The organism is Bacteroides sp. PHL 2737, assembly GCF_004115325.2.
Lineage (GTDB): Bacteria > Bacteroidota > Bacteroidia > Bacteroidales > Bacteroidaceae > Bacteroides > Bacteroides hominis.
In genome coordinates, this window is record NZ_CP040630.1 from 4142744 (window position 1) to 4163606 (window position 20863).

General features: G+C 48.2%; 14 protein-coding genes and 1 pseudogene. 13 read left to right on the forward strand and 2 right to left on the reverse strand.

Annotation, left to right across the window (positions count from 1 at the left end):
* Window positions 1-48: 48 nt before the first annotated feature.
* The 6 genes from DBK98_RS17130 (at window position 49) to DBK98_RS17155 (ending at window position 8957) form a co-directional block, all read left to right on the forward strand.
* Window positions 49-1410, forward strand: a complete 1362-nt coding sequence (locus tag DBK98_RS17130) for a glutamate synthase subunit beta (protein ID WP_005806603.1) — start codon at window positions 49-51, stop codon at window positions 1408-1410.
* A gap of 54 nt (window positions 1411-1464) precedes the next feature.
* A complete protein-coding gene (gene asnB / locus DBK98_RS17135) occupies window positions 1465-3135 on the forward strand; it encodes an asparagine synthase B (RefSeq protein ID WP_005806605.1) in 1671 nt (556 codons plus the stop codon).
* Window positions 3136-3316: 181 nt separating this feature from the next.
* Entirely contained in the window at window positions 3317-4075 is a 759-nt protein-coding gene (locus DBK98_RS17140) for a glycerophosphodiester phosphodiesterase family protein (RefSeq protein WP_005806607.1), read from the forward strand.
* A 387-nt stretch (window positions 4076-4462) separates the two neighbouring features.
* Window positions 4463-5272, forward strand: coding sequence for a diaminopimelate epimerase (gene dapF, locus DBK98_RS17145; RefSeq protein WP_032537038.1), 810 nt, complete (start codon window positions 4463-4465; stop codon window positions 5270-5272).
* Window positions 5273-5359: 87 nt separating this feature from the next.
* Window positions 5360-6592, forward strand: coding sequence for an LL-diaminopimelate aminotransferase (locus tag DBK98_RS17150; RefSeq protein WP_005778316.1), 1233 nt, complete (start codon window positions 5360-5362; stop codon window positions 6590-6592).
* 175 nt (window positions 6593-6767) lie between these two features.
* Window positions 6768-8957, forward strand: coding sequence for a glutamine synthetase III (locus DBK98_RS17155; protein ID WP_005778318.1), 2190 nt, complete (start codon window positions 6768-6770; stop codon window positions 8955-8957).
* Window positions 8958-9173: 216 nt separating this feature from the next.
* Here the strand turns inward: DBK98_RS17155 and DBK98_RS17160 are convergent, their stop codons facing one another.
* A complete protein-coding gene (locus DBK98_RS17160) occupies window positions 9174-9740 on the reverse strand; it encodes an HdeD family acid-resistance protein (RefSeq protein ID WP_032537037.1) in 567 nt (188 codons plus the stop codon).
* Between the two features lie 170 nt (window positions 9741-9910).
* On the opposite strand from DBK98_RS17160, the pseudogene DBK98_RS17165 reads away from it, so the two are divergent.
* Window positions 9911-11976: pseudogene (locus tag DBK98_RS17165) on the forward strand (RNA degradosome polyphosphate kinase).
* Window positions 11973-12887 carry a Ppx/GppA family phosphatase gene (locus tag DBK98_RS17170; protein ID WP_005806613.1) on the forward strand — a complete coding sequence of 305 codons (915 nt, stop codon included), beginning with the start codon at window positions 11973-11975 and terminating at the stop codon, window positions 12885-12887. The pseudogene DBK98_RS17165 and the gene DBK98_RS17170 overlap by 4 nt, the downstream one beginning before the upstream one ends.
* A 154-nt stretch (window positions 12888-13041) precedes the next feature.
* On the opposite strand, the gene DBK98_RS17175 is transcribed toward DBK98_RS17170, so the two are convergent.
* Window positions 13042-14187: an iron-containing alcohol dehydrogenase gene (locus tag DBK98_RS17175; RefSeq protein WP_005806615.1), complete on the reverse strand. Its 1146-nt coding sequence runs from the start codon at window positions 14185-14187 to the stop codon at window positions 13042-13044.
* Between the two features lie 1246 nt (window positions 14188-15433).
* Here DBK98_RS17175 and trpB point away from each other — a divergent pair.
* From trpB to trpC, 5 genes are all read left to right on the forward strand, one after another.
* Entirely contained in the window at window positions 15434-16606 is a 1173-nt protein-coding gene (gene trpB / locus DBK98_RS17180) for a tryptophan synthase subunit beta (RefSeq protein ID WP_005778331.1), read from the forward strand.
* Window positions 16607-16736: 130 nt separating this feature from the next.
* A complete protein-coding gene (locus DBK98_RS17185; RefSeq protein WP_032537036.1) occupies window positions 16737-18143 on the forward strand; it encodes an anthranilate synthase component I family protein in 1407 nt (468 codons plus the stop codon).
* A gap of 187 nt (window positions 18144-18330) precedes the next feature.
* Complete coding sequence (locus DBK98_RS17190; protein ID WP_005806627.1) at window positions 18331-18933, forward strand: aminodeoxychorismate/anthranilate synthase component II; 603 nt, start codon at window positions 18331-18333, stop codon at window positions 18931-18933.
* Between the two features lie 5 nt (window positions 18934-18938).
* Window positions 18939-19934, forward strand: a complete 996-nt coding sequence (gene trpD, locus DBK98_RS17195; RefSeq protein WP_005778337.1) for an anthranilate phosphoribosyltransferase — start codon at window positions 18939-18941, stop codon at window positions 19932-19934.
* A 24-nt stretch (window positions 19935-19958) separates the two neighbouring features.
* Complete coding sequence (trpC, locus tag DBK98_RS17200) at window positions 19959-20780, forward strand: indole-3-glycerol phosphate synthase TrpC (protein ID WP_005806632.1); 822 nt, start codon at window positions 19959-19961, stop codon at window positions 20778-20780.
* The last annotated feature ends 83 nt before the right edge of the window (window positions 20781-20863 follow it).

Consider the following 20863-nt stretch of genomic DNA (forward strand, 5'->3'; position numbering starts at 1 on the left):
TATATCAGATACCAATCTCAATCGTAAACTATAAAATCGTAAATCAAAATGGGAGATCCAAAAGCATTCTTAAATATTCCCCGTCACGAGGCCGGATACCGCCCCGTACACGAGCGCATCACTGATTTCAGTGAGGTGGAACAGACCCTCAACACAAGTGACCGCAAACTTCAGGCTTCACGCTGCATGGATTGCGGTGTCCCCTTCTGCCATTGGGCTTGTCCGTTGGGCAACAAGCAACCCGAATGGCAAGACGCACTCTACAAGGGAAAATGGCGTGAGGCCTACCAGATATTGTCTGCCACGTGCGACTTCCCGGAGTTTACCGGACGCATCTGCCCGGCACTCTGTGAGAAGTCGTGCGTACTGAAGCTATCGTGTGACGCCCCTGTCACCATCCGTGAAAATGAAGCAGCCATCGTGGAAGCAGCTTTCCGAGAAGGTTATATCATGCCGGCAATTCCCAAACGAAATGGAAAACGGGTAGCCGTCATCGGTTCCGGCCCTGCCGGACTGACGGTTGCCAACCGCTTGAACCGCTCGGGGTATGCCGTCACCGTTTTCGATAAAGCAGCAGCTCCGGGTGGATTACTTCGCTACGGAATCCCCAATTTCAAACTGAATAAAGTCATTATCGACCGCCGGATGAAGCTCCTGGAAGCGGAAGGCATTGAATTCAGAATGGGAACCGAGATCGACACGCATAAACTCACTCCAGAGAGTCGCACTTCCGATTTCGATGCCTATTGCATCTGCACCGGAGCGGAAACACCCCGGGATCTGCCCATTCCGGGACGCGAGTTGAAAGGAATCCATTTCGCTCTTGAGCTGTTGAGCGGACAAAACCGAATCATTGAAGGAGAGACTTTTTCCAAAGACGGGCAAGTAAATGCGAAAGGCCGAAAAGTGCTGGTCATCGGTGGCGGAGACACAGGCTCCGATTGTATCGGCACGAGCGTTCGTCAAGGGGCGGCCTGCGTGACACAAATCGAAATCATGCCCAAGCCCCCTGTTGCCCATAATCCTGCCACTCCGTGGCCACAATGGCCGGCTGTACTGAAAACCACCTCCAGCCACGAAGAAGGCTGTATCCGTCGCTGGAGCCTGACTTCCAACCGGTTCCTCGGAAAGAACGGTAAAGTCACCGGAGTGGAAGTGGAAGAAGTGGAATGGTTACCGGACCCCGTCAACGAACGCTCTATTATGAAGCCGACCGGAAAAAAGGAAATAATCGAAGCAGATATGGTTTTATTAGCGATGGGATTCCTCAAACCCGAACAGCCAGTATTTGCCGAAAACGTATTCATCGCCGGAGACGCGGCAACAGGCGCAAGCCTTGTGGTGCGTGCCATGGCAAGCGGACGTACAGCAGCGACAGAGATAGAAAAATATTTAAACGCCAAGCGGTGAACAGCACGTAGTTTATTCATCATCAGACATTAACCCTTTAAAACAATTACGATTATGTGTGGAATAGCAGGAATTTTTAATATAAAAATTCAGAGCAGAGAACTCAGAAGCAAAGCCTTACAGATGGCACGGAAAATCCGGCATCGGGGACCCGACTGGAGTGGAATTTATTGTGGTGGAAGTGCCATCCTGGCACACGAGCGCCTTTCTATCGTCGACCCTCAAAGCGGAGGACAGCCCCTTTACTCGCCCGACCGGAAACTGGTACTGGCCGTCAATGGCGAAATTTATAATCACCGTGACATCCGTGCCCGGTATGCCGGCCGTTACGAGTTCCAGACTGGAAGTGACTGTGAAGTGATCCTTGCACTTTACCGCGACAAAGGCATCCGTTTCCTTGAGGATCTCAACGGTATTTTTGCTTTCGCCCTTTATGATGAAGAGAAAGATGAATACCTGATCGCCCGTGACCCCATCGGAGTAATACCTTTATATATAGGAAAAGATTCCGAAGGACACATCTACTTTGGCAGCGAGCTCAAGGCACTCGAAGGATTCTGCGACGAGTACGAGCCCTTCCTTCCCGGACACTACTATCACAGTAAAGAAGGAAAAATGAAACGCTGGTATACCCGCGACTGGATGGATTATGAAAAAGTGGCGAAAGAAAACGGCACCTCTCCCTGCCGGCAGATTCATGACGCTCTTGAAGAAGCAGTACACCGCCAGCTGATGTCCGACGTACCTTACGGAGTACTTCTTTCGGGCGGACTGGACAGCTCTGTTATCTCTGCCATTGCCAAGAAGTATGCAGCCAAACGTATTGAAACGGACGGTGCAAGCGATGCCTGGTGGCCGCAGCTCCACTCCTTTGCTGTCGGGCTGAAGGGTGCACCGGACTTAGTCAAGGCACGTGAAGTGGCCGAATACATCGGTACTGTTCATCACGAAATAAACTACACCCTTCAGGAAGGGCTCGATGCAATCCGGGATGTCATTTATTTCATCGAGACATACGATGTCACTACCGTCCGGGCTTCCACACCGATGTATCTATTGGCACGTGTCATCAAGTCGATGGGCATCAAGATGGTACTAAGCGGTGAAGGAGCCGACGAAATCTTCGGCGGTTACCTCTACTTCCACAAAGCACCGGATGCCCGTACCTTTCACGAAGAGACTGTACGCAAACTGTCTAAACTGCATCTATACGATTGTCTTCGCGCCAATAAGAGCCTGGCAGCGTGGGGAGTGGAAGGACGTGTGCCTTTCCTCGACAAAGAATTTCTGGATGTGGCCATGCGGCTTGCCCCCGAGGTAAAAATGGCTCCGGGAAAAGTGATCGAAAAGAAAGTGGTGCGTGAAGCCTTTGAATCCCTCCTCCCCGCCAGTGTGGCATGGCGTCAGAAAGAGCAGTTTAGTGACGGTGTGGGATACAGCTGGATAGACACGCTGAAAGAGGTCACCGCAGCAGCCGTCAGTGACGAACAAATGGCTCATGCGGCCGAACGCTTTCCGGTTCATCCCCCGATGAACAAGGAAGAATATTACTATCGCAGCATCTTCGAAGAGCACTTCCCCAGCGAAAGTGCCGCCCGCAGTGTCCCCAGTGTTCCCAGCGTAGCATGTTCCAGTGCCGAAGCTCTGGCATGGGATACCGCATTCAAGAACCTGAACGATCCCAGCGGACGTGCCGTGAAAGGCGTCCATAAAGAAGCATACTGAAAACAGGGTGTAGCCCCGGCAGGTAAAGGGTGTAGCCATCCGGGCATCAGGGTGTAGCCCTACCGTATGGATGGCTACACCCTAAGAAAATTATAGCTTTGTTTAACGCAGATTAGCATCCTTCCACAGCTCATTTGCGTTACTTTTTATATCTTTGAAGGCGAACCAAAAACTGAAATATATGAAAATAAAAAAACTTCTGCTTGCCTCTGCCTTGCTTTTCTCGGCATATAATGTCTCTGCACAAACCCAGGTTATTGCCCATCGCGGATTCTGGAAAACCGAGGGTTCTGCACAAAACAGCATTGCTGCCCTGATAAAAGCCGACTCCATCGGATGTTACGGTTCGGAGTTTGATGTATGGCTGGCAGCCGATGACCAGTTAGTGGTCAACCATGATCCCACATTCAAAGGGAAAAGAATGGAAAACTCCCCCTCTACCGCACTGACAGCCATTAAACTGGATAACGGGGAGAGCCTGCCTACCCTTGCCAAATACCTGAAGGCAGCACAACCACTCCACACCCGGTTGATCCTTGAACTGAAAGCACACACCACTCCCCAACGCGAAACAAAAGCCATCGAAAAAATCGTTGCGCTGGTAAAAGATATGGGACTGGAAAACCGGATGGAATACATCACCTTCTCCCTGCATGCCACGAAAGAATTCATCCGCCTGGCTCCGGCAGGAACCCCGGTTTATTATCTGGACGGTAATTTGTCTCCCAAAGAGCTGAAAGAACTGGGATGTGCCGGTCCGGACTATCATTACAGTGTGTTCCGTAAACATCCCGAATGGATTGAGGAATGCCACGACTTAGGTATGAAAGTAAATGCCTGGACGGTGAACAAGGCAGATGACATGAAATGGCTGATCGACCGTAAGGTAGACTTCATCACTACCAACGAACCGGTACAACTGCAAAATCTCCTGAAATAATAAATTTCCTTATCACATCGCTTTTTAATTCTCCCTTGAACCGCTTCCTACCGGTTCAAGGGAGAAATCATATTATGAAGCTGTGTCCTCTGTGGTGAGTTTTGACACATTTCATTAAAGACCCCAATTGATCCGGATCAAGATATGGCTCCCATTACAAAAGCTTCTTGAAGAGAGCAAACAAAACGGCTACATTACAGTTTATTAGATTATATGCAATTCTTATTTCAATCTAAAAGTAAATCTACGCTCAACTGACACAGAGTGAAAGAATATTTAAAATAAATAGATATAAGATATGCTTTTAATAAAAACACAAAGCAAAAAGTCATATCTTTGCATAGTAATAAAACAAAAGGATACATCAATCGATTAATACAGATCAAAATGACAAGAACGATTCAATTCACCAAAATGCATGGGGCAGGAAACGATTACATCTATGTAAATACCCTCAGGTTTCCTATCCGCAATCCCGGTAAAACAGCCATCGAATGGAGTGCCTGCCATACGGGGATCGGCAGTGACGGGCTCGTTTTGATCGGTCATTCGGACAAAGCAGATTTCAGCATGCGCATATTCAATGCCGACGGTTCGGAAGCAATGATGTGCGGTAACGCAAGCCGGTGCATCGGCAAGTATCTTTATGAATACGGACTGACCTCAAAAAACATCATCACCTTGGAAACCCTCTCGGGTATCAAAGTGCTGAAACTGCACCTTGAAGCCCAAACGGTAAAAGCCGTAACGGTTGATATGGGTGTACCACTGGAAACCGGAACAATAGATTTCGACAACAAATTTCCATTCGTCTCCACGCAAGTATCGATGGGGAATCCGCACCTCGTCACCTTCGTGGACGATATCCGGAGTATAGACCTTCCGGAGATCGGCCCGAAGCTGGAAAAACATCCGCTTTTCCCTGACCGTACGAACGTGGAGTTTGCACAGATAACAGGAGAAAACAAGATCCGTATGCGGGTGTGGGAAAGGGGATCGGGCATTACACAGGCCTGCGGGACAGGCGCCTGTGCAACAGCCGTAGCGGCCCATCTCACCGGACGGACGGGACGAACCGTAGATATCGTGATGGACGGAGGCACACTGACCATAAAATGGGACGAAGCAACAGACCATGTATACATGACCGGACCGGCAGTTAAAGTATTCGACGGAACAATAGAACTAAGAGAATAGTTAATGGATTTCAGGTATCAGTCCATTTGATAAGGTATAAAGATTCAGTTTTCAGGAATAACATTTCAAACTTAAAACAAGAACAATATGGCATTAGTAAACGAACATTTTTTGAAATTACCGGGAAGCTACTTGTTCTCGGACATAGCGAAGAAAGTCAATACTTTTAAAATAACACACCCGAAGCAGGACATCATCCGGCTGGGGATCGGCGATGTGACCCGTCCCCTTCCGAATGCCTGCATCGAGGCCATGCACAAGGCAGTCGAAGAGATGACGTCTACCGAAACCTTTCGCGGATACGGTCCCGAACAAGGATACGATTTCCTGATCGAAGCCATCATCAAGAACGATTATGCTCCACGGGGTATCCATCTTTCGCCTACGGAAGTATTTATCAACGACGGCGCCAAAAGTGATACGGGTAATATCGGAGACATTCTCCGTCATGACAACAGCGTAGGGGTCACAGATCCCATTTATCCGGTTTATATCGACAGCAATGTGATGTGCGGACGTGCCGGAGTGCTGGATACCGAAAGTGGCAAATGGAGCAACGTCACTTATATGCCTTGCACCGCCGAAAATCATTTCATCCCGGCCATTCCGGAGAAACGCATTGACATCGTCTACCTCTGTTATCCCAATAATCCCACCGGTACAACGCTGACAAAAGCCGAACTGAAGAAATGGGTGGATTACGCACTGGCTAATGATACCCTGATCCTGTTTGACGCAGCTTACGAGGCCTACATTCGGGAACCGGATATCCCCCACTCCATCTACGAAATCAAAGGAGCCAAGAAATGCGCCATCGAATTCCGCAGCTTCTCGAAAACAGCAGGTTTCACCGGAATACGCTGCGGATATACCGTTGTGCCGAAAGAGCTGACGGCAGCCACACTCGAGGGAGAACGTATCCCCCTGAACCGGATGTGGAACCGCCGCCAATGCACCAAGTTCAACGGAACGTCTTATATCACCCAACGTGCCGCAGAGGCGGTTTATAGCCCCGAAGGGAAAGAACAGATACAGGAAACGATCAATTATTATATGACAAACGCCCGCATCATGAAAGAAGGACTGGAATCCACCGGACTGAAAGTATACGGAGGAGTAAACGCACCTTATTTGTGGGTAAAGACTCCCAATGGAACCAGTTCGTGGCGTTTCTTCGACCAGATGTTGTACGAAGCCAATGTAGTGGGAACTCCGGGAGTCGGTTTCGGCCCCAGCGGAGAAGGTTACATCCGCCTGACGGCATTTGGCGAACGAAACGATTGCATCGAGGCAATGCGGCGCATCAAGAACTGGCTGTAAAGCTTTCATGTGATACGGGTAACATGAATACAAAGCAGAGATGAATACGGTTTCACCACAGATTGACGCGGATTAAAGAATTATTCCGTTGATGATTAAGATTTAAAAATCTGTGGAAATCCGTGTAATCTGTGGTGAATCAAAACCCAAACAGTTTATAAATAATTCAATCATTATGTCAAAACTCAGATTCAGAGTCGTAGAAACGGCCTTTAAGAAAAAAGCCGTAGAAGTGGCAACTCCCACCGAACGCCCGTCGGAATACTTCGGGATGTACGTTTTCAACAAGGAAAAGATGTTTAAGTACCTGCCAAGCCATGTGTTCAGCAAACTCACCGATGTGATTGACAACGGCGCACCACTGGATCGCAGTATCGCCGACGAGGTTGCAGCCGGTATGAAGAAATGGGCCATCGAGATGGGGGCCACACACTATACCCATTGGTTTGCTCCACTGACCGAAGGCACTGCCGAAAAGCACGACGCTTTTGTAGAACATGATGGAAAAGGGGGGATGATGGAAGAATTCACCGGAAAACTGCTGGTTCAGCAGGAACCGGATGCCTCGTCTTTCCCGAACGGAGGTATCCGCAACACTTTCGAAGCTCGTGGTTACAGTGCATGGGATCCCTCCTCACCTGCTTTCATTGTAGACGATACGCTGTGCATACCGACTATCTTCATCGCCTATACAGGTGAATCGCTCGATTACAAAGCACCGTTACTGAAAGCGCTGAGGGCAGTAGACAAAGCTGCTGTAGCCGTTTGCCGTTACTTCAATCCGGATGTAAAAAAAGTATATGCCTACCTGGGATGGGAACAAGAGTACTTCCTGGTAGACGAAGGCTTATACGCCGCCCGTCCGGACCTGCTGCTGACCGGACGTACCCTGATGGGGCATGACAGCGCCAAGAACCAACAGCTCGAAGACCATTACTTTGGTGCCATCCCCACCCGCGTAGCCGCTTTCATGAAAGATCTGGAAGTGGAAGCATTGAAACTGGGCATCCCCGTAAAAACGCGCCACAACGAAGTAGCGCCCAATCAGTTTGAGCTGGCCCCTATCTTCGAAGAGTGCAACCTGGCCAATGACCACAACCTGCTGATCATGTCCCTGATGCGCAAAGTTAGCCGCCGCCACGGCTTCCGTGTACTGCTCCACGAAAAACCGTTCAAAGGTGTCAACGGATCGGGCAAACACAACAACTGGTCGCTGGGCACGGACACCGGCATCCTGCTGATGGCTCCGGGCAAGACTCCGGAAGATAACCTGCGTTTCGTAACATTCGTCGTCAATACACTGATGGCTGTTTATCACCATAACGGACTTCTGAAAGCATCCATCTCCAGTGCCACCAATGCACACCGGCTGGGAGCCAACGAAGCACCTCCCGCCATCATCTCCTCTTTCTTGGGCAAGCAGCTTTCACAAGTGTTGGAACACATTGAAGAAAGTACGAAAGATGACCTGATCAGCCTGAGCGGCAAACAGGGCATGAAGCTGGACATCCCACAGATACCCGAATTGCTGATTGACAATACGGACCGGAACCGTACTTCACCTTTCGCATTCACCGGAAACCGTTTCGAATTCCGTGCCGTAGGGTCCGAAGCCAACTGTGCCAGCGCAATGATAGCCCTGAACGCGGCTGTCGCCGACCAGTTGAAACGGTTTAAGAAAGATGTAGACAAGCAGATTGAGAAGGGAGAGCCCAAGATTTCGGCCATTCTCGACGTGATCCGGAAATATATCAAGGAATGCAAAGCCATTCATTTCGACGGCAACGGATACAGCGACGAATGGAAAAAAGAAGCCGCCCGTCGCGGTCTGGATTGTGAAACAAGCGTTCCTGTCATCTTCGACAACTATCTGCGCCCCGAAACGATAGCCATGTTCGAAGCTGTGGGCGTGATGAACCGGAAAGAACTGAAGGCCCGCAACGAAGTGAAATGGGAAACTTATACCAAGAAAATCCAGATTGAAGCCCGCGTATTGGGTGATCTGGCCATGAACCATATCATCCCTGTTGCTACACAGTACCAGACAGACCTGATAGATAATGTATATAAAATGAAATCCCTCTTTCCGGAAGAGAAAGCAGCCCGACTTTCTGCCAAGAACCTGGAACTGATTGAAGAGATTGCCGACCGTACCGCTTTCATCAAGGAACATGTAGACGCAATGATCGAAGCCCGCAAAGTGGCAAATAAGATAGAAAGTGAACGCGAAAAAGCCATTGCTTACCACGACACCATCGTGCCGGCTCTGGAAGAGATTCGTTACCACATCGACAAACTGGAACTGATTGTCGACAACCAGATGTGGACACTGCCTAAATACAGAGAGTTGTTATTTATAAGATAAACAGTCTTAAGAGAGTGTGTTGAAACTCACCACAGAGGACGCAGAGTAACATAGAGTAAATTTTAAACCATTGATTATCAATGTTGATAATCTGTGAGAATCGGTGTAATCTGTGGTGAAAAGTTTTTGGCACATCCCCTTTCAGAAACCTATTTCTTTTGTTGGTTGTTTTAAGTTTGCAGGGGGAGGATTGCCGTGAGGCAACCCTCTCTTCTTTTATTCAATGATCTCCGCGTCCTCTATCTCTCCTTTCACCGGAGTTTTAGGACGGCGACGGGCAAACTTGAACCAGTTGATCAGTTCGGAAACGGCATAAACCAAGCTGCTGATACCGATTATCATGAAAGCCGTGTTGCGTGCTCCGGTAGGATTGAACAGGGCTACGACACCCGCTATCAGGATCAGGGCCGGTATCACATAAAAGCCGCCCGGCACAGGCATCCAGCGACGTGCCATCGAAAGGGATGCAATCTGTTGTACGCCTCCCATAATCAGGATAAAGCCCAGCAGGAACATCAGTACATCGGCAAAGAAGCCCGGCATCGTAACCAGCCAGAGTCCGAAGAGCAGACTTCCAACCCCCTCGATAGGGAAACGGCGGGACACACCCGGTTCGGGTTTGGTACCGAAATAACCAATCAGCACAATAAATCCCGGAATCAGGAACAATATGCCAATGGTTATGACAATATAATTAATTGCCGCGTCCGGCCAGAGCACCAACACCAGGCCGATGACAAGCGCACAAATAGTGCGGATAAGAGAATAATTCATTGATTTCATATCTTACATTTTTTTAACGGGGTATCCCGCATACTTTCTGCGAATATACGTGTTTCTGTCTACATATAAAAAGAACAAATGATTTTTGTAATAAGTTCATAGCAAGAATGTAATATCTATTACATCGCAGAAGCATACTTTTGCAAAAAAATAAGTAAACTCTTATCCGAATGAAATCAGACGAAGCGAGACGTAAAAAGCTTTATGTAGAACGGGACATCAGTTGGATGTACTTTAATCAACGCATTTTGCTTGAAGCTGCCCGCCCGGAAGTTCCCTTACTGGAGCAACTTACTTTCCTGGGCATTTACTCAAACAACTTAGACGAGTTTTTCCGTGTTCGTGTGGCTACATTGAACCGTATTGTGGAGTATGGCGACAAAAATATCCGCGAAGAACGTGATACGGCCGCACGCACACTGAAGCAGATCGGCAAGCTGCACAATCAGTACTACCGGCAATTTGAAGAAACGTTCGCTTCGATCATGGAAAAGTTGAAACAAGAAAACATCCATGTCATCAAAGACACCGAACTCACACCGGAACAAGAGCTCTTCATCACTTCACTCTACCGGAACCGGTTGAACGGTTCTACCAACCCGCTCTTTCTCAATAAAACCTCCCGCCAACCGGACGACCAGACCGACGAAGACATCTACCTGGCCATCCGCCTGCAACGCAAAGACGGCGAGGGAAAAGTGAAAGTAAGAGATTATGCCGTCATCGAACTTCCCACCAACGAGTTCGGACGTTTCATCCGTCTGCCGGATTCGGACGGTAAAACGTATCTGATGTTCCTGGATGACGTCATCCGCTACTGCCTGCCGATGATCTTCATAGGTATGAACTATACGGATTATGAAGCCTATACCTTCAAATTCACCAAAGATGCCGAAATGGAGATAGACAGCGACTTGCGTACGGGTGTACTTCAAAAGATATCAAAAGGGGTGAAAAGCCGGAAGCGGGGTGAACCGATCCGTTTCGTCTATGACCAACAGATGCCGAAAGACCTGCTGCGAAAGCTGACCGACCGCCTCAACGTAGACAAAAACGACACCCGTGTAGCCGGCGGACGTTATCATAACTTCAAAGACCTGATGAAGTTCCCCGACTGCGGGCGCACTGACCTGAAATACCCTGCCTGGCCTCCCGTCTTCAAGCAGGAGCTGAACGGTGAGGAAAGTATCCTGAAACTGATCCGGAAGCAAGACCGCTCGCTGCATTACCCCTATCAATCGTTCGACACGGTGATACGCGTACTGCGTGAAGCGGCCATCAGCAAAGAGGTGAGAAGCATCAAGATGACCCTCTATCGCCTGGCCAAAGATTCGAAGGTAGTGAAAGCCTTGATCTGTGCGGCACAAAACGGGAAAAAGGTGACCGTCATCATCGAGTTGCTTGCCCGCTTCGACGAAGCCTCCAACATCAATTGGAGCAAACGTATGCAGGATGCCGGAATCAAAGTGATCTTCGGAGTGGAAGGACTGAAGATTCACTCCAAACTGATACATATCGGAACACGGTTCGGTGACCTGGCTTGTATCAGCACCGGAAACTTTCACGAAGGAAACGCACGGATGTACACCGATTTCACTATCATGACCGCACACCGGTCCATCGTACGCGAGGTCAACTCGGTATTCGATTTTATCGAGAAGCCGTATCTTCCCGCCAACTTCAAAGAACTGCTCGTGTCACCCAACGATATGCGCAAACGGCTGATAGCACTGATCAACAAGGAAATCAAAAACAAGCAACAAGGAAAAGAGGCCTACATCCTTGCCAAAGTGAACCACATCACCGACCGGGCGCTGGTACAGAAACTCTACGAGGCTTCAACAGCCGGCGTACAGATAGACCTGGTGGTCCGGGGCAACTGTTCACTGGTGACCGGTGTGCCCCGAATCAGCGACAACATCCGGATCAACGGTATCATTGACCGTTACCTGGAACATCCGCGCATCTTTATCTTTGCCAACGGAGGAGAAGAGAAATATTATATAGGATCGGCGGACTGGATGCCCCGCAACCTGGACAACCGCATCGAAGTGCTCACACCCGTATACAATAAAGCGATACAGGATGAACTGAAAAAGTGGTCTGCTACGGACTCCGCGATACGGCCAAAGGACGCATCGTAAACGGCAGTGGCGAAAACAAGACATGGGAGGAAAGCGGTGTCCCTTTCCGCTCTCAGGAAGAATTATACAAATACTATAAAGAATCAGAATGAAGAAAGTAAACTATGCCGCCATCGACATTGGTTCCAATGCCGTGCGGTTATTGATAAAGAGTGTAAACGAGGAAGGATCGCCCGAAGGATTATTGAGCAAAGTTCAACTGATACGTATCCCCCTCAGGTTAGGTGAAGACGCTTTTACCACCGGAGAAATATCAGAAGAAAAAGCCGGGAAACTGATCCGGCTGATGAAAGCCTACAAGCAACTGATGAAGATATTCGAAGTGTCAGATTACCGCGCCTGTGCCACCTCGGCCATGCGTGATGCCCGCAACGGGAAAGCAATCACACGCAGAATAGAAAAGAAAACCGGTATCCGCGTCGAAATCATCGACGGGCAGGAAGAGGCGCATATCGTATACGATAACCACATCGAACAGCTTTTTGCTTCGGGACAGAACTACCTGTACGTTGACGTCGGTGGTGGTAGCACGGAAATCAACCTGATCTGCGACGCAGAACTCAAAAGCTCACGTTCCTATAATATCGGTACCGTGCGTATGCTCAGCGGCATGGTAAAGAACGAAGAAAAAGAACAGATGCGCTCCGACCTTCAGGCACTGGCTGCCGAATATTCCTCCATCCAGATCATCGGATCGGGAGGCAATATCAATAAACTTTTCCGCCTGGCGGACAAAAAGGACAAAAAACAATCTTTCCTTCCCGTCGAGTCGTTACAGGAAATCTGCGAAACCCTGAAGCCCCTCTCTAAAGAAGAACGGATCAAACAGTTCAAACTGAAGCCTGACCGGGCAGATGTAATTGTCCCGGCAGCGGAAATCTTTCTGGAAGTGGCAAAACAGGTGAACGCAACCGGTATCACAGTCCCGACCATCGGGCTATCAGACGGTATCATCGACAGCCTTTATACCAAAAACATGCGGACGGAAAACGATGAACGATGAACGGAGACTCACCACAGAGGACACAGAGTACACAGAGAAAAGATTATAGAGATGGATCATCCGTACTTAGCATATCTGTGCATTCCGAGTAATCTGTGGTGAAAAAACATAAAAGAACTCTGTGCCCTCTGTGTACTCTGTGGTGAATACAAGACTAAAGTGCGCTCTTCAGGATTTCCTTCGCAACAGCTCCGGTCACATTTTCGTTCTCGCCATATTTCACCCCCCGTTCATTGAAACGGCGTTCTATTTCATCAATCGTCTCCATGCCGATGCCCTCCTCACTCAGGCGGGTAGTCAGCCCCAATGAACGGAAAAACTCCTCTGTACGGCGGATCGTTTCATCGATACGTTCGTCACGGGTCCCGGAAGTAATGCCGAGTACCCTCTCGCCATATTGCAGAATCTTATCACCTTTCACCTTGCGAAGCACACGCAGAGTAGCGGGGAATACGATGACCAGTGTATGTCCGTGTGTCAGTCCATGAAGTGCGGTCAGTTCGTGCCCGATCATGTGCGTAGCCCAGTCCTGAGATACTCCCATAGCGATAAAGCCGTTCAGTGCCATCGTTGCCGACAGCATAAAATCGGCCATCAGCTGATAATCGTGCTGATTCTCACGGATCTTCGGAGCTATCTCCATCAAGGTTTGCAGGATACCTTCCGCCCAGCGGTCCATCACCCTACTCTGTCCCGGAGTTGTCATGTATTGCTCCATCACATGTACAAACGTATCAGCAATACCGCAGGCCACCTGATGGGGCGGCAGTGTAAACGTCACTTCCGGATCGAGAATGGAGAACAAGGGATAATTGGAATAGAAAGGATATTTCTCTTTGGTTTCATGACGCGAAATCACGGCTCCGCTGTTCATTTCCGATCCCGTGGCAGGCAGAGTGAGGACAGTAGCAAGAGGAACGGTATTTGTCACCGGACGTCCGGCAAGCACCAGATCCCACGCATCCCCATCGTACAACAGTCCGGCAGAAATCAGCTTCGTGCCATCGATGACCGATCCGCCTCCTACAGCCAGCAGATAGTCCACCTTCTCCTCTTTTCCAAGGGCAATGGCTTTACGTAAAGTCTCAATGGAAGGATTAGGCTCAATGCCCCAGAACTCTACAGTGAAATGATTCTTCAGGGCTTCTTTCACTTGGTCGTATACACCGTTTTTTTTCACGCTACCGCCACCGAAGGTAATCATCACCCGCTTGTCTGCCGGTATCTCTTTACTCAACCGGGCAATCATCCCGTGTCCCATGATCAGCTTCACGGGATTCTGAAAAATAAAATTATCCATAGGTTATCAGTTTATATCATCATTTATACGATATTCAATCAGATACAAAAATAATCGCTTCTTTCCGGAAAACAAAAAGATTTGCAGGGGAATCATGCGGAAAAAAACACTTAAGTGTTTCTCAGGAAAGACTTAAGTGTTTCCGGCAAAAGACTTAAACGTTTTCGGAAAACGTCTAAGCGTTTCGCTGAAAAGACTTAAGTGTTTAGGACGAAAAATACAAGTTTTTAGTTTACAGGCAGCCAAGCGTTGATGTCCTCGGCTACAAAAAGCCAGTAAAGCAGCAACAGGATGAATATGACAACGGCAATCGCAATTAAAACTTTTCTTTGTTTCATAATGTTTGGTTTCTGTTTTTAAATAATTTATATCTGAAGAAACAATATAAATAACAAAATGTTTAAAAAGGACTTCTATTTCGAGCATTCACCAATTCTTTCTTACACTCAATGTATATATAATATACATCGGTTAGGTCCAAAGGCTCAAGGCTCATTCTATGGGATTCATCCTTGGGGAAAACACAAAGAAGTTCCTGCATAAAACATTTAAAATCAAACAATTACACACAAATACCTCTAATAATAGTGGACACAAAAACAGATAATGCGCAACTCTAAAAACAGACATAAATAATACACATATACAATATAATATATTTTACACAAGCTCCAAAATGCGCTAAAGAGCAAAAGATTTTTAGAAAGTACTTTTTAACAACAAACACAACATCTTCCCACAAGGTATGATACCCATAGAGTGAACCTTGAGCCATTGAACCCTAATTTAAAGTTAAGCAAATTCATAATCTTCTGATAATAAAAAAGTTAATATTAAAACAACAGAAACAAAGCAATACAGGTTCAGCAGAATCAGGAACCACTCCCTGCGAGCATCCGACAATTAAAAATATGTACAGCAAGTATTTGAGAAATCATAAATAGATTCCCGCCAAAACAAAAAATAAAAAGGAGGGAAATAAAAAAAAGAAAGATTTTATTTGTTATTCCAAACAAAGTATCTATATTTGCCCCCGTTAAATAACAATTAGCAATGATGAAAATGCAAGTAAATACATATTGGTGGTGGCGCCCGTTACAACTCCGACAGTCGTAAGGGAGCAGCGCTCGTATGTATATACCTCATTAAAGATATAACAGAAATTCAGAAAGAGCCCTGTCGCAACCTGCGACGGGGCTCTTTCTTTTTTGACCGAAAATACAAATAACGAATAAAAAATAGGATTATGAAAAGTTTCTTAGTTGATCAGGATGGCTATTACGGAGAATTCGGAGGTGCTTATGTGCCGGAAATACTCCACAAATGCGTAGAAGAGTTGAAAAACACGTATCTCAAAGTGATCGAAAGCGAGGATTTTAAAAAGGAATTCGACCAATTGCTGCGGGATTATGTAGGACGTCCTTCTCCCCTCTACCCGGCTCACCGCCTTTCGGAAAAGTATGGTTGCAGGATGTATCTGAAACGGGAAGACCTGAACCATACAGGAGCCCACAAGATAAACAACACCATCGGACAAATTCTGCTGGCACGCCGCATGGGCAAAAAGCGGATCATCGCCGAGACCGGTGCCGGACAGCACGGAGTGGCAACGGCCACCGTTTGCGCCCTGATGGACATGGAGTGCATCGTGTATATGGGAAAAACGGATGTAGAACGCCAGCATATCAATGTAGAGAAGATGAAGATGCTGGGAGCCACAGTCATCCCGGTAACATCGGGTAACATGACACTGAAAGATGCTACGAACGAAGCCATCCGCGACTGGTGCTGCCATCCTTCGGATACGTATTACATCATCGGTTCCACCGTAGGACCACACCCGTATCCGGATATGGTGGCACGCTTGCAGTCGGTCATCAGCGAAGAGATAAAAAAGCAACTTCAAGAAAAAGAGGGACGTGACTATCCGGACTACCTGATTGCCTGTGTGGGCGGAGGAAGCAACGCTGCCGGAACTATCTACCACTACATCGATGACGAACGGGTTCAGATCGTCTTGGCCGAAGCCGGTGGCAAGGGGATAGAAACCGGAATGACGGCAGCTACCATTCAATTGGGTAAAATGGGAATCATCCATGGTGCACGCACGTTCGTGATCCAAAACGAAGACGGGCAGATTGAAGAGCCTTACTCTATCTCCGCCGGACTGGACTATCCCGGTATCGGACCGATGCATGCCAACCTCGCCGACAAAAAACGGGCATTGGTGTTGGCCGTCAACGACGATGAAGCCATCCGTGCCGCTTACGAACTGACCCGGCTGGAAGGAATCATTCCCGCACTGGAATCGGCACATGCACTGGGAGCCTTGGATAAAATGACCTTCAAACCGGAAGATGTAGTCGTGCTGACCGTATCGGGACGGGGAGATAAAGATATAGAAACTTATTTGGGATAAATCATTTCACCACAGATTACACGGATTAACACAGATTTTTTAATCTAATTACCCACAAAACAGATCGTCAATCTGCGAAAATCTGTGTAATCTGTGGTGAATTCAAAATCAAATTAAAAAGAAAAAAATTATGAATACCTTTCATTATACCACCCATAGCAAGCAGGTCTTGGGCGACCTGCACACTCCGGTAAGCATCTACCTCAAAGTGCGCGATATGTATCCGCAATCGGCATTAATGGAAAGCTCGGATTATCATGCCGGAGAAAATTCCCTCTCGTTCATCGCACTCTGCCCATTGGCAAGCATCGGCATAAACAGTGGAATAGTGACCACTACGTATCCCGACAACAGCCGCGGGGAAGAACCACTCAGCAAGACGTTCCACGTAGAGAATGCGTTCAACCGCTTCATCAACCAGTTCCATGTAGTGGGAGCCGATAAGAAATTCTGCGGACTGTATGGCTATACCACTTTCAACGCAGTGAAGTACTTTGAGCACATCCCCGTGAAAGAAAGCCACGACGAGCAAAACGACGCTCCGGACCTGCTATACATATTATATAAGTACATCATCGTCTTCAATCACTTCAAGAACGAGCTGACTCTGGTGGAAATGCTGGCGGAAGGAGAAGACAGCAGTCTGTCACAACTGGAATCGGCCATCGAGAACCGCAACTATGCCTCGTACAACTTCTCAGTGACCGGTCCCGTCACCAGTACCATCACCGACGAAGAGCACAAAGCGAATGTACGCAAAGGTATCGCCCACTGCCTCCGGGGAGACGTCTTCCAGATTGTACTGTCCAGACGGTTCATCCAGCCTTATGCCGGTGACGACTTCAAGGTATACCGCGCGCTACGCAGCATCAACCCTTCCCCTTACCTGTTCTATTTTGACTTCGGCGGATACCGCATCTTCGGTTCGTCACCGGAAACACACTGCAAAGTAGAAGACGGACAAGCCTATATCGATCCGATTGCCGGAACCACACGGCGTACGGGAGACACCATAAAGGACAAAGAACTGACGGAAGCACTTCTGGCCGACCCGAAAGAGAACGCAGAGCATGTGATGCTGGTAGATCTGGCACGCAACGACCTCAGCCGCAATTGCCACGACGTGCGGGTGCTGTTTTACAAAGAACCGCAATATTACAGCCATGTCATCCATTTGGTAAGCCGCGTCAGCGGAGCACTGAACAAAGGGGCGAATCCGCTCAAGACTTTCATCGACACTTTCCCGGCCGGGACGTTGAGCGGCGCACCGAAAGTACGTGCCATGCAGCTTATCAGTGAGATAGAGCCGCACAACCGCGGAGCTTACGGAGGCTGCATCGGTTTCATCGGACTGGACGGGGAACTGAACCAGGCCATTACGATCCGTACTTTTGTAAGCCGCAACAATGAATTGTGGTTCCAGGCCGGAGGAGGCATCGTGGCACGCAGTCAGGACGAATACGAACTGCAAGAGGTCAACAACAAACTGGGAGCACTGAAGAAAGCAATAGATCTGGCCGTAAAACTAAAAAACTAAAAGGCATTCACCACAGAGGACACAGAGGACACAGAGATTAATTAGCTGCGCTCCATCTGTTTTCAGATAAAAGAACCTAAGAACCCATAAAGAATTATCTGTTCTTTTGTTCTTATGTCTAAAAAAAACTCTGTGCAGCCTGTGTCCTCTGTGGTGAACCCAAACTCTAAAACAAATAAAAAAAACAATGAATAACAAGATAGATCCCCTTAACAGACGGGAAGAAGCGATTCTGCTCCTGGACAACTATGACTCTTTCACTTACAACCTGCTGCACGTGGTAAAAGAGTTGGGAGCCACTAACATTGAAGTGTTCCGCAACGACGAAATTTCACTGGAAGAAGTGGAACGTTTTGATAAAATCATCCTTTCGCCGGGACCGGGCATACCGGAAGAAGCCGGACTGCTGCTACCCATTATCCGGAAATATGCACCGACCAAAAGCATCTTAGGAGTTTGCCTGGGACATCAGGCCATCGGTGAAGCCTTCGGGGCAGCACTCGAAAACCTGACAGAAGTATACCATGGCGTACAGACTCCGGTCAACATCCTGAAGGAAGATGTTCTTTTTAAAGGTTTGGGACACGAAATACCCGTAGGCCGCTATCATTCGTGGGTAGTAAGCCGCGAGGACTTCCCCGAATGCCTCGAGATCACCGCCGAAAGCCGTGAAGGACAAATCATGGCATTGCGGCACCGCACGTACAACGTACATGGCATCCAGTTCCATCCCGAATCGGTGCTGACTCCGCAAGGAAAAGAAATCATTAAAAACTTCTTAAACCAATAAACCCCATGAAACAGATTCTATATAAATTATTCGAACATCAATACCTGGGACGGGACGAAGCCCGTACCATATTGCAGAACATTGCACAAGGCAAATACAACGACGCACAAGTGGCTTCACTGATAACCGTCTTCCTGATGCGCAACATATCGGTAGAGGAACTTTGCGGATTCCGTGATGCGTTGCTCGAAATGCGCGTACCAGTGGATCTGAGTGAATTTGCGCCTATCGATATCGTAGGAACCGGAGGTGACGGCAAAAATACATTCAACATCTCTACCGCAGCCTGTTTCACTGTGGCAGGAGCCGGATTTCCGGTAGTAAAACATGGCAATTACGGTGCCACTTCCGTCAGCGGAGCCAGCAACGTAATGGAACAGCATGGAGTAAAATTCACCGGCGATGCAGACCGGCTCCGCCGTTCTATGGAAAAGTGCAACATCGCCTATCTGCATGCCCCTTTGTTCAACCCTGCCCTGAAAGCAGTGGCACCGATACGGAAAGCGTTGGCCGTACGTACCTTTTTCAATATGCTCGGTCCGTTGGTAAACCCTGTCATACCGCAATATCAGTTACTTGGAGTCTACAACCTCCCGTTGCTCCGTCTGTACACATATACCTATCAGGAGAGCGCCACCCGCTTTGCCGTTGTACATAGTCTGGACGGGTATGATGAAATCTCCCTGACCGACGAATTTAAAGTGGCTACCTGCGGCAACGAAAAAATCTATACTCCGGAAAGTCTCGGCTTCAACCGTTACGGAGAAGCCGACCTCGACGGCGGAAATACCCCGGAGGACGCAGCAAAAATATTTGATGCTGTTATGGAAGGAACGGCTACGGAAGCACAAAAGAACGTAGTGGTTGTCAATGCTGCCTTCGCCATCCAGGTGATCTGTCCGGATAAGCCGATAGAAGAATGCATCGCCCTCGCCCGTGAATCACTGGACAGCGGCAAGGCAAAAGAGACCTTAAAGAAATTTGTTGAACTAAACAGATAGGAAAACTATCGCCCACCCAAAAGCATGAAAGATATATTATCCGAAATCATCGCCAACAAGCGTTTCGAAATAGACTTGCAGAAACAGGCCATCCCATCGGAACAGCTTCAGGAGAAACTATCTGACGAAATACGGCCCGGATACTCCATGAAGCAGGCACTAACTTCCTCGTCTACCGGTATTATTGCAGAATTCAAACGCCGCTCTCCATCCAAAGGATGGATTTATGAAGACGCACGCCCCGAACAGGTAGTGCCGGAATATGCAGCCTCGGGTGCTTCGGCGCTTTCTATCCTCACGGACGAAAAGTTCTTCGGAGGAAGCCTGAAGGATATCCGTACGGCACGCCCGCTGGTAAATATTCCGATTCTGCGCAAAGATTTCATAATCGACGAATATCAACTGTATCAGGCCAAAATAGTCGGAGCCGATGCCGTACTGCTGATTGCTGCCGCACTGGATACAGAGAAGTGCCATGCCCTTGCTGAAAAAGCTCATGAACTGGGATTGGAAGTCTTGCTGGAAATCCATACCGCCGAAGAGTTACCATTTATAAATAAGGAGATCGATATGGTGGGGATCAATAACCGAAATCTCGGCACTTTCTTTACGGATGTGGAGAACTCGTTCCGATTGGCCGGACAACTGCCCCGGAACACAGTATTGGTGTCGGAAAGCGGCATATCCGATCCGCAAACCGTGAAGCGCTTGCGTAATGCCGGATTCAGAGGATTCCTGATCGGAGAAACGTTTATGAAAACCGGGCAACCGGGCAAGAAACTGGAAGAATTTATAAACGAATCGAACCCAGTAACCCATTCCCATGACAAATTCACCACAGAGTAGCACAGAGGACACAGAGGGAAAATTTAAGATATTTCTGTGGACTTGAAAATTAAAACTCTGTGTCCTCTGTGTCCTCCGTGGTG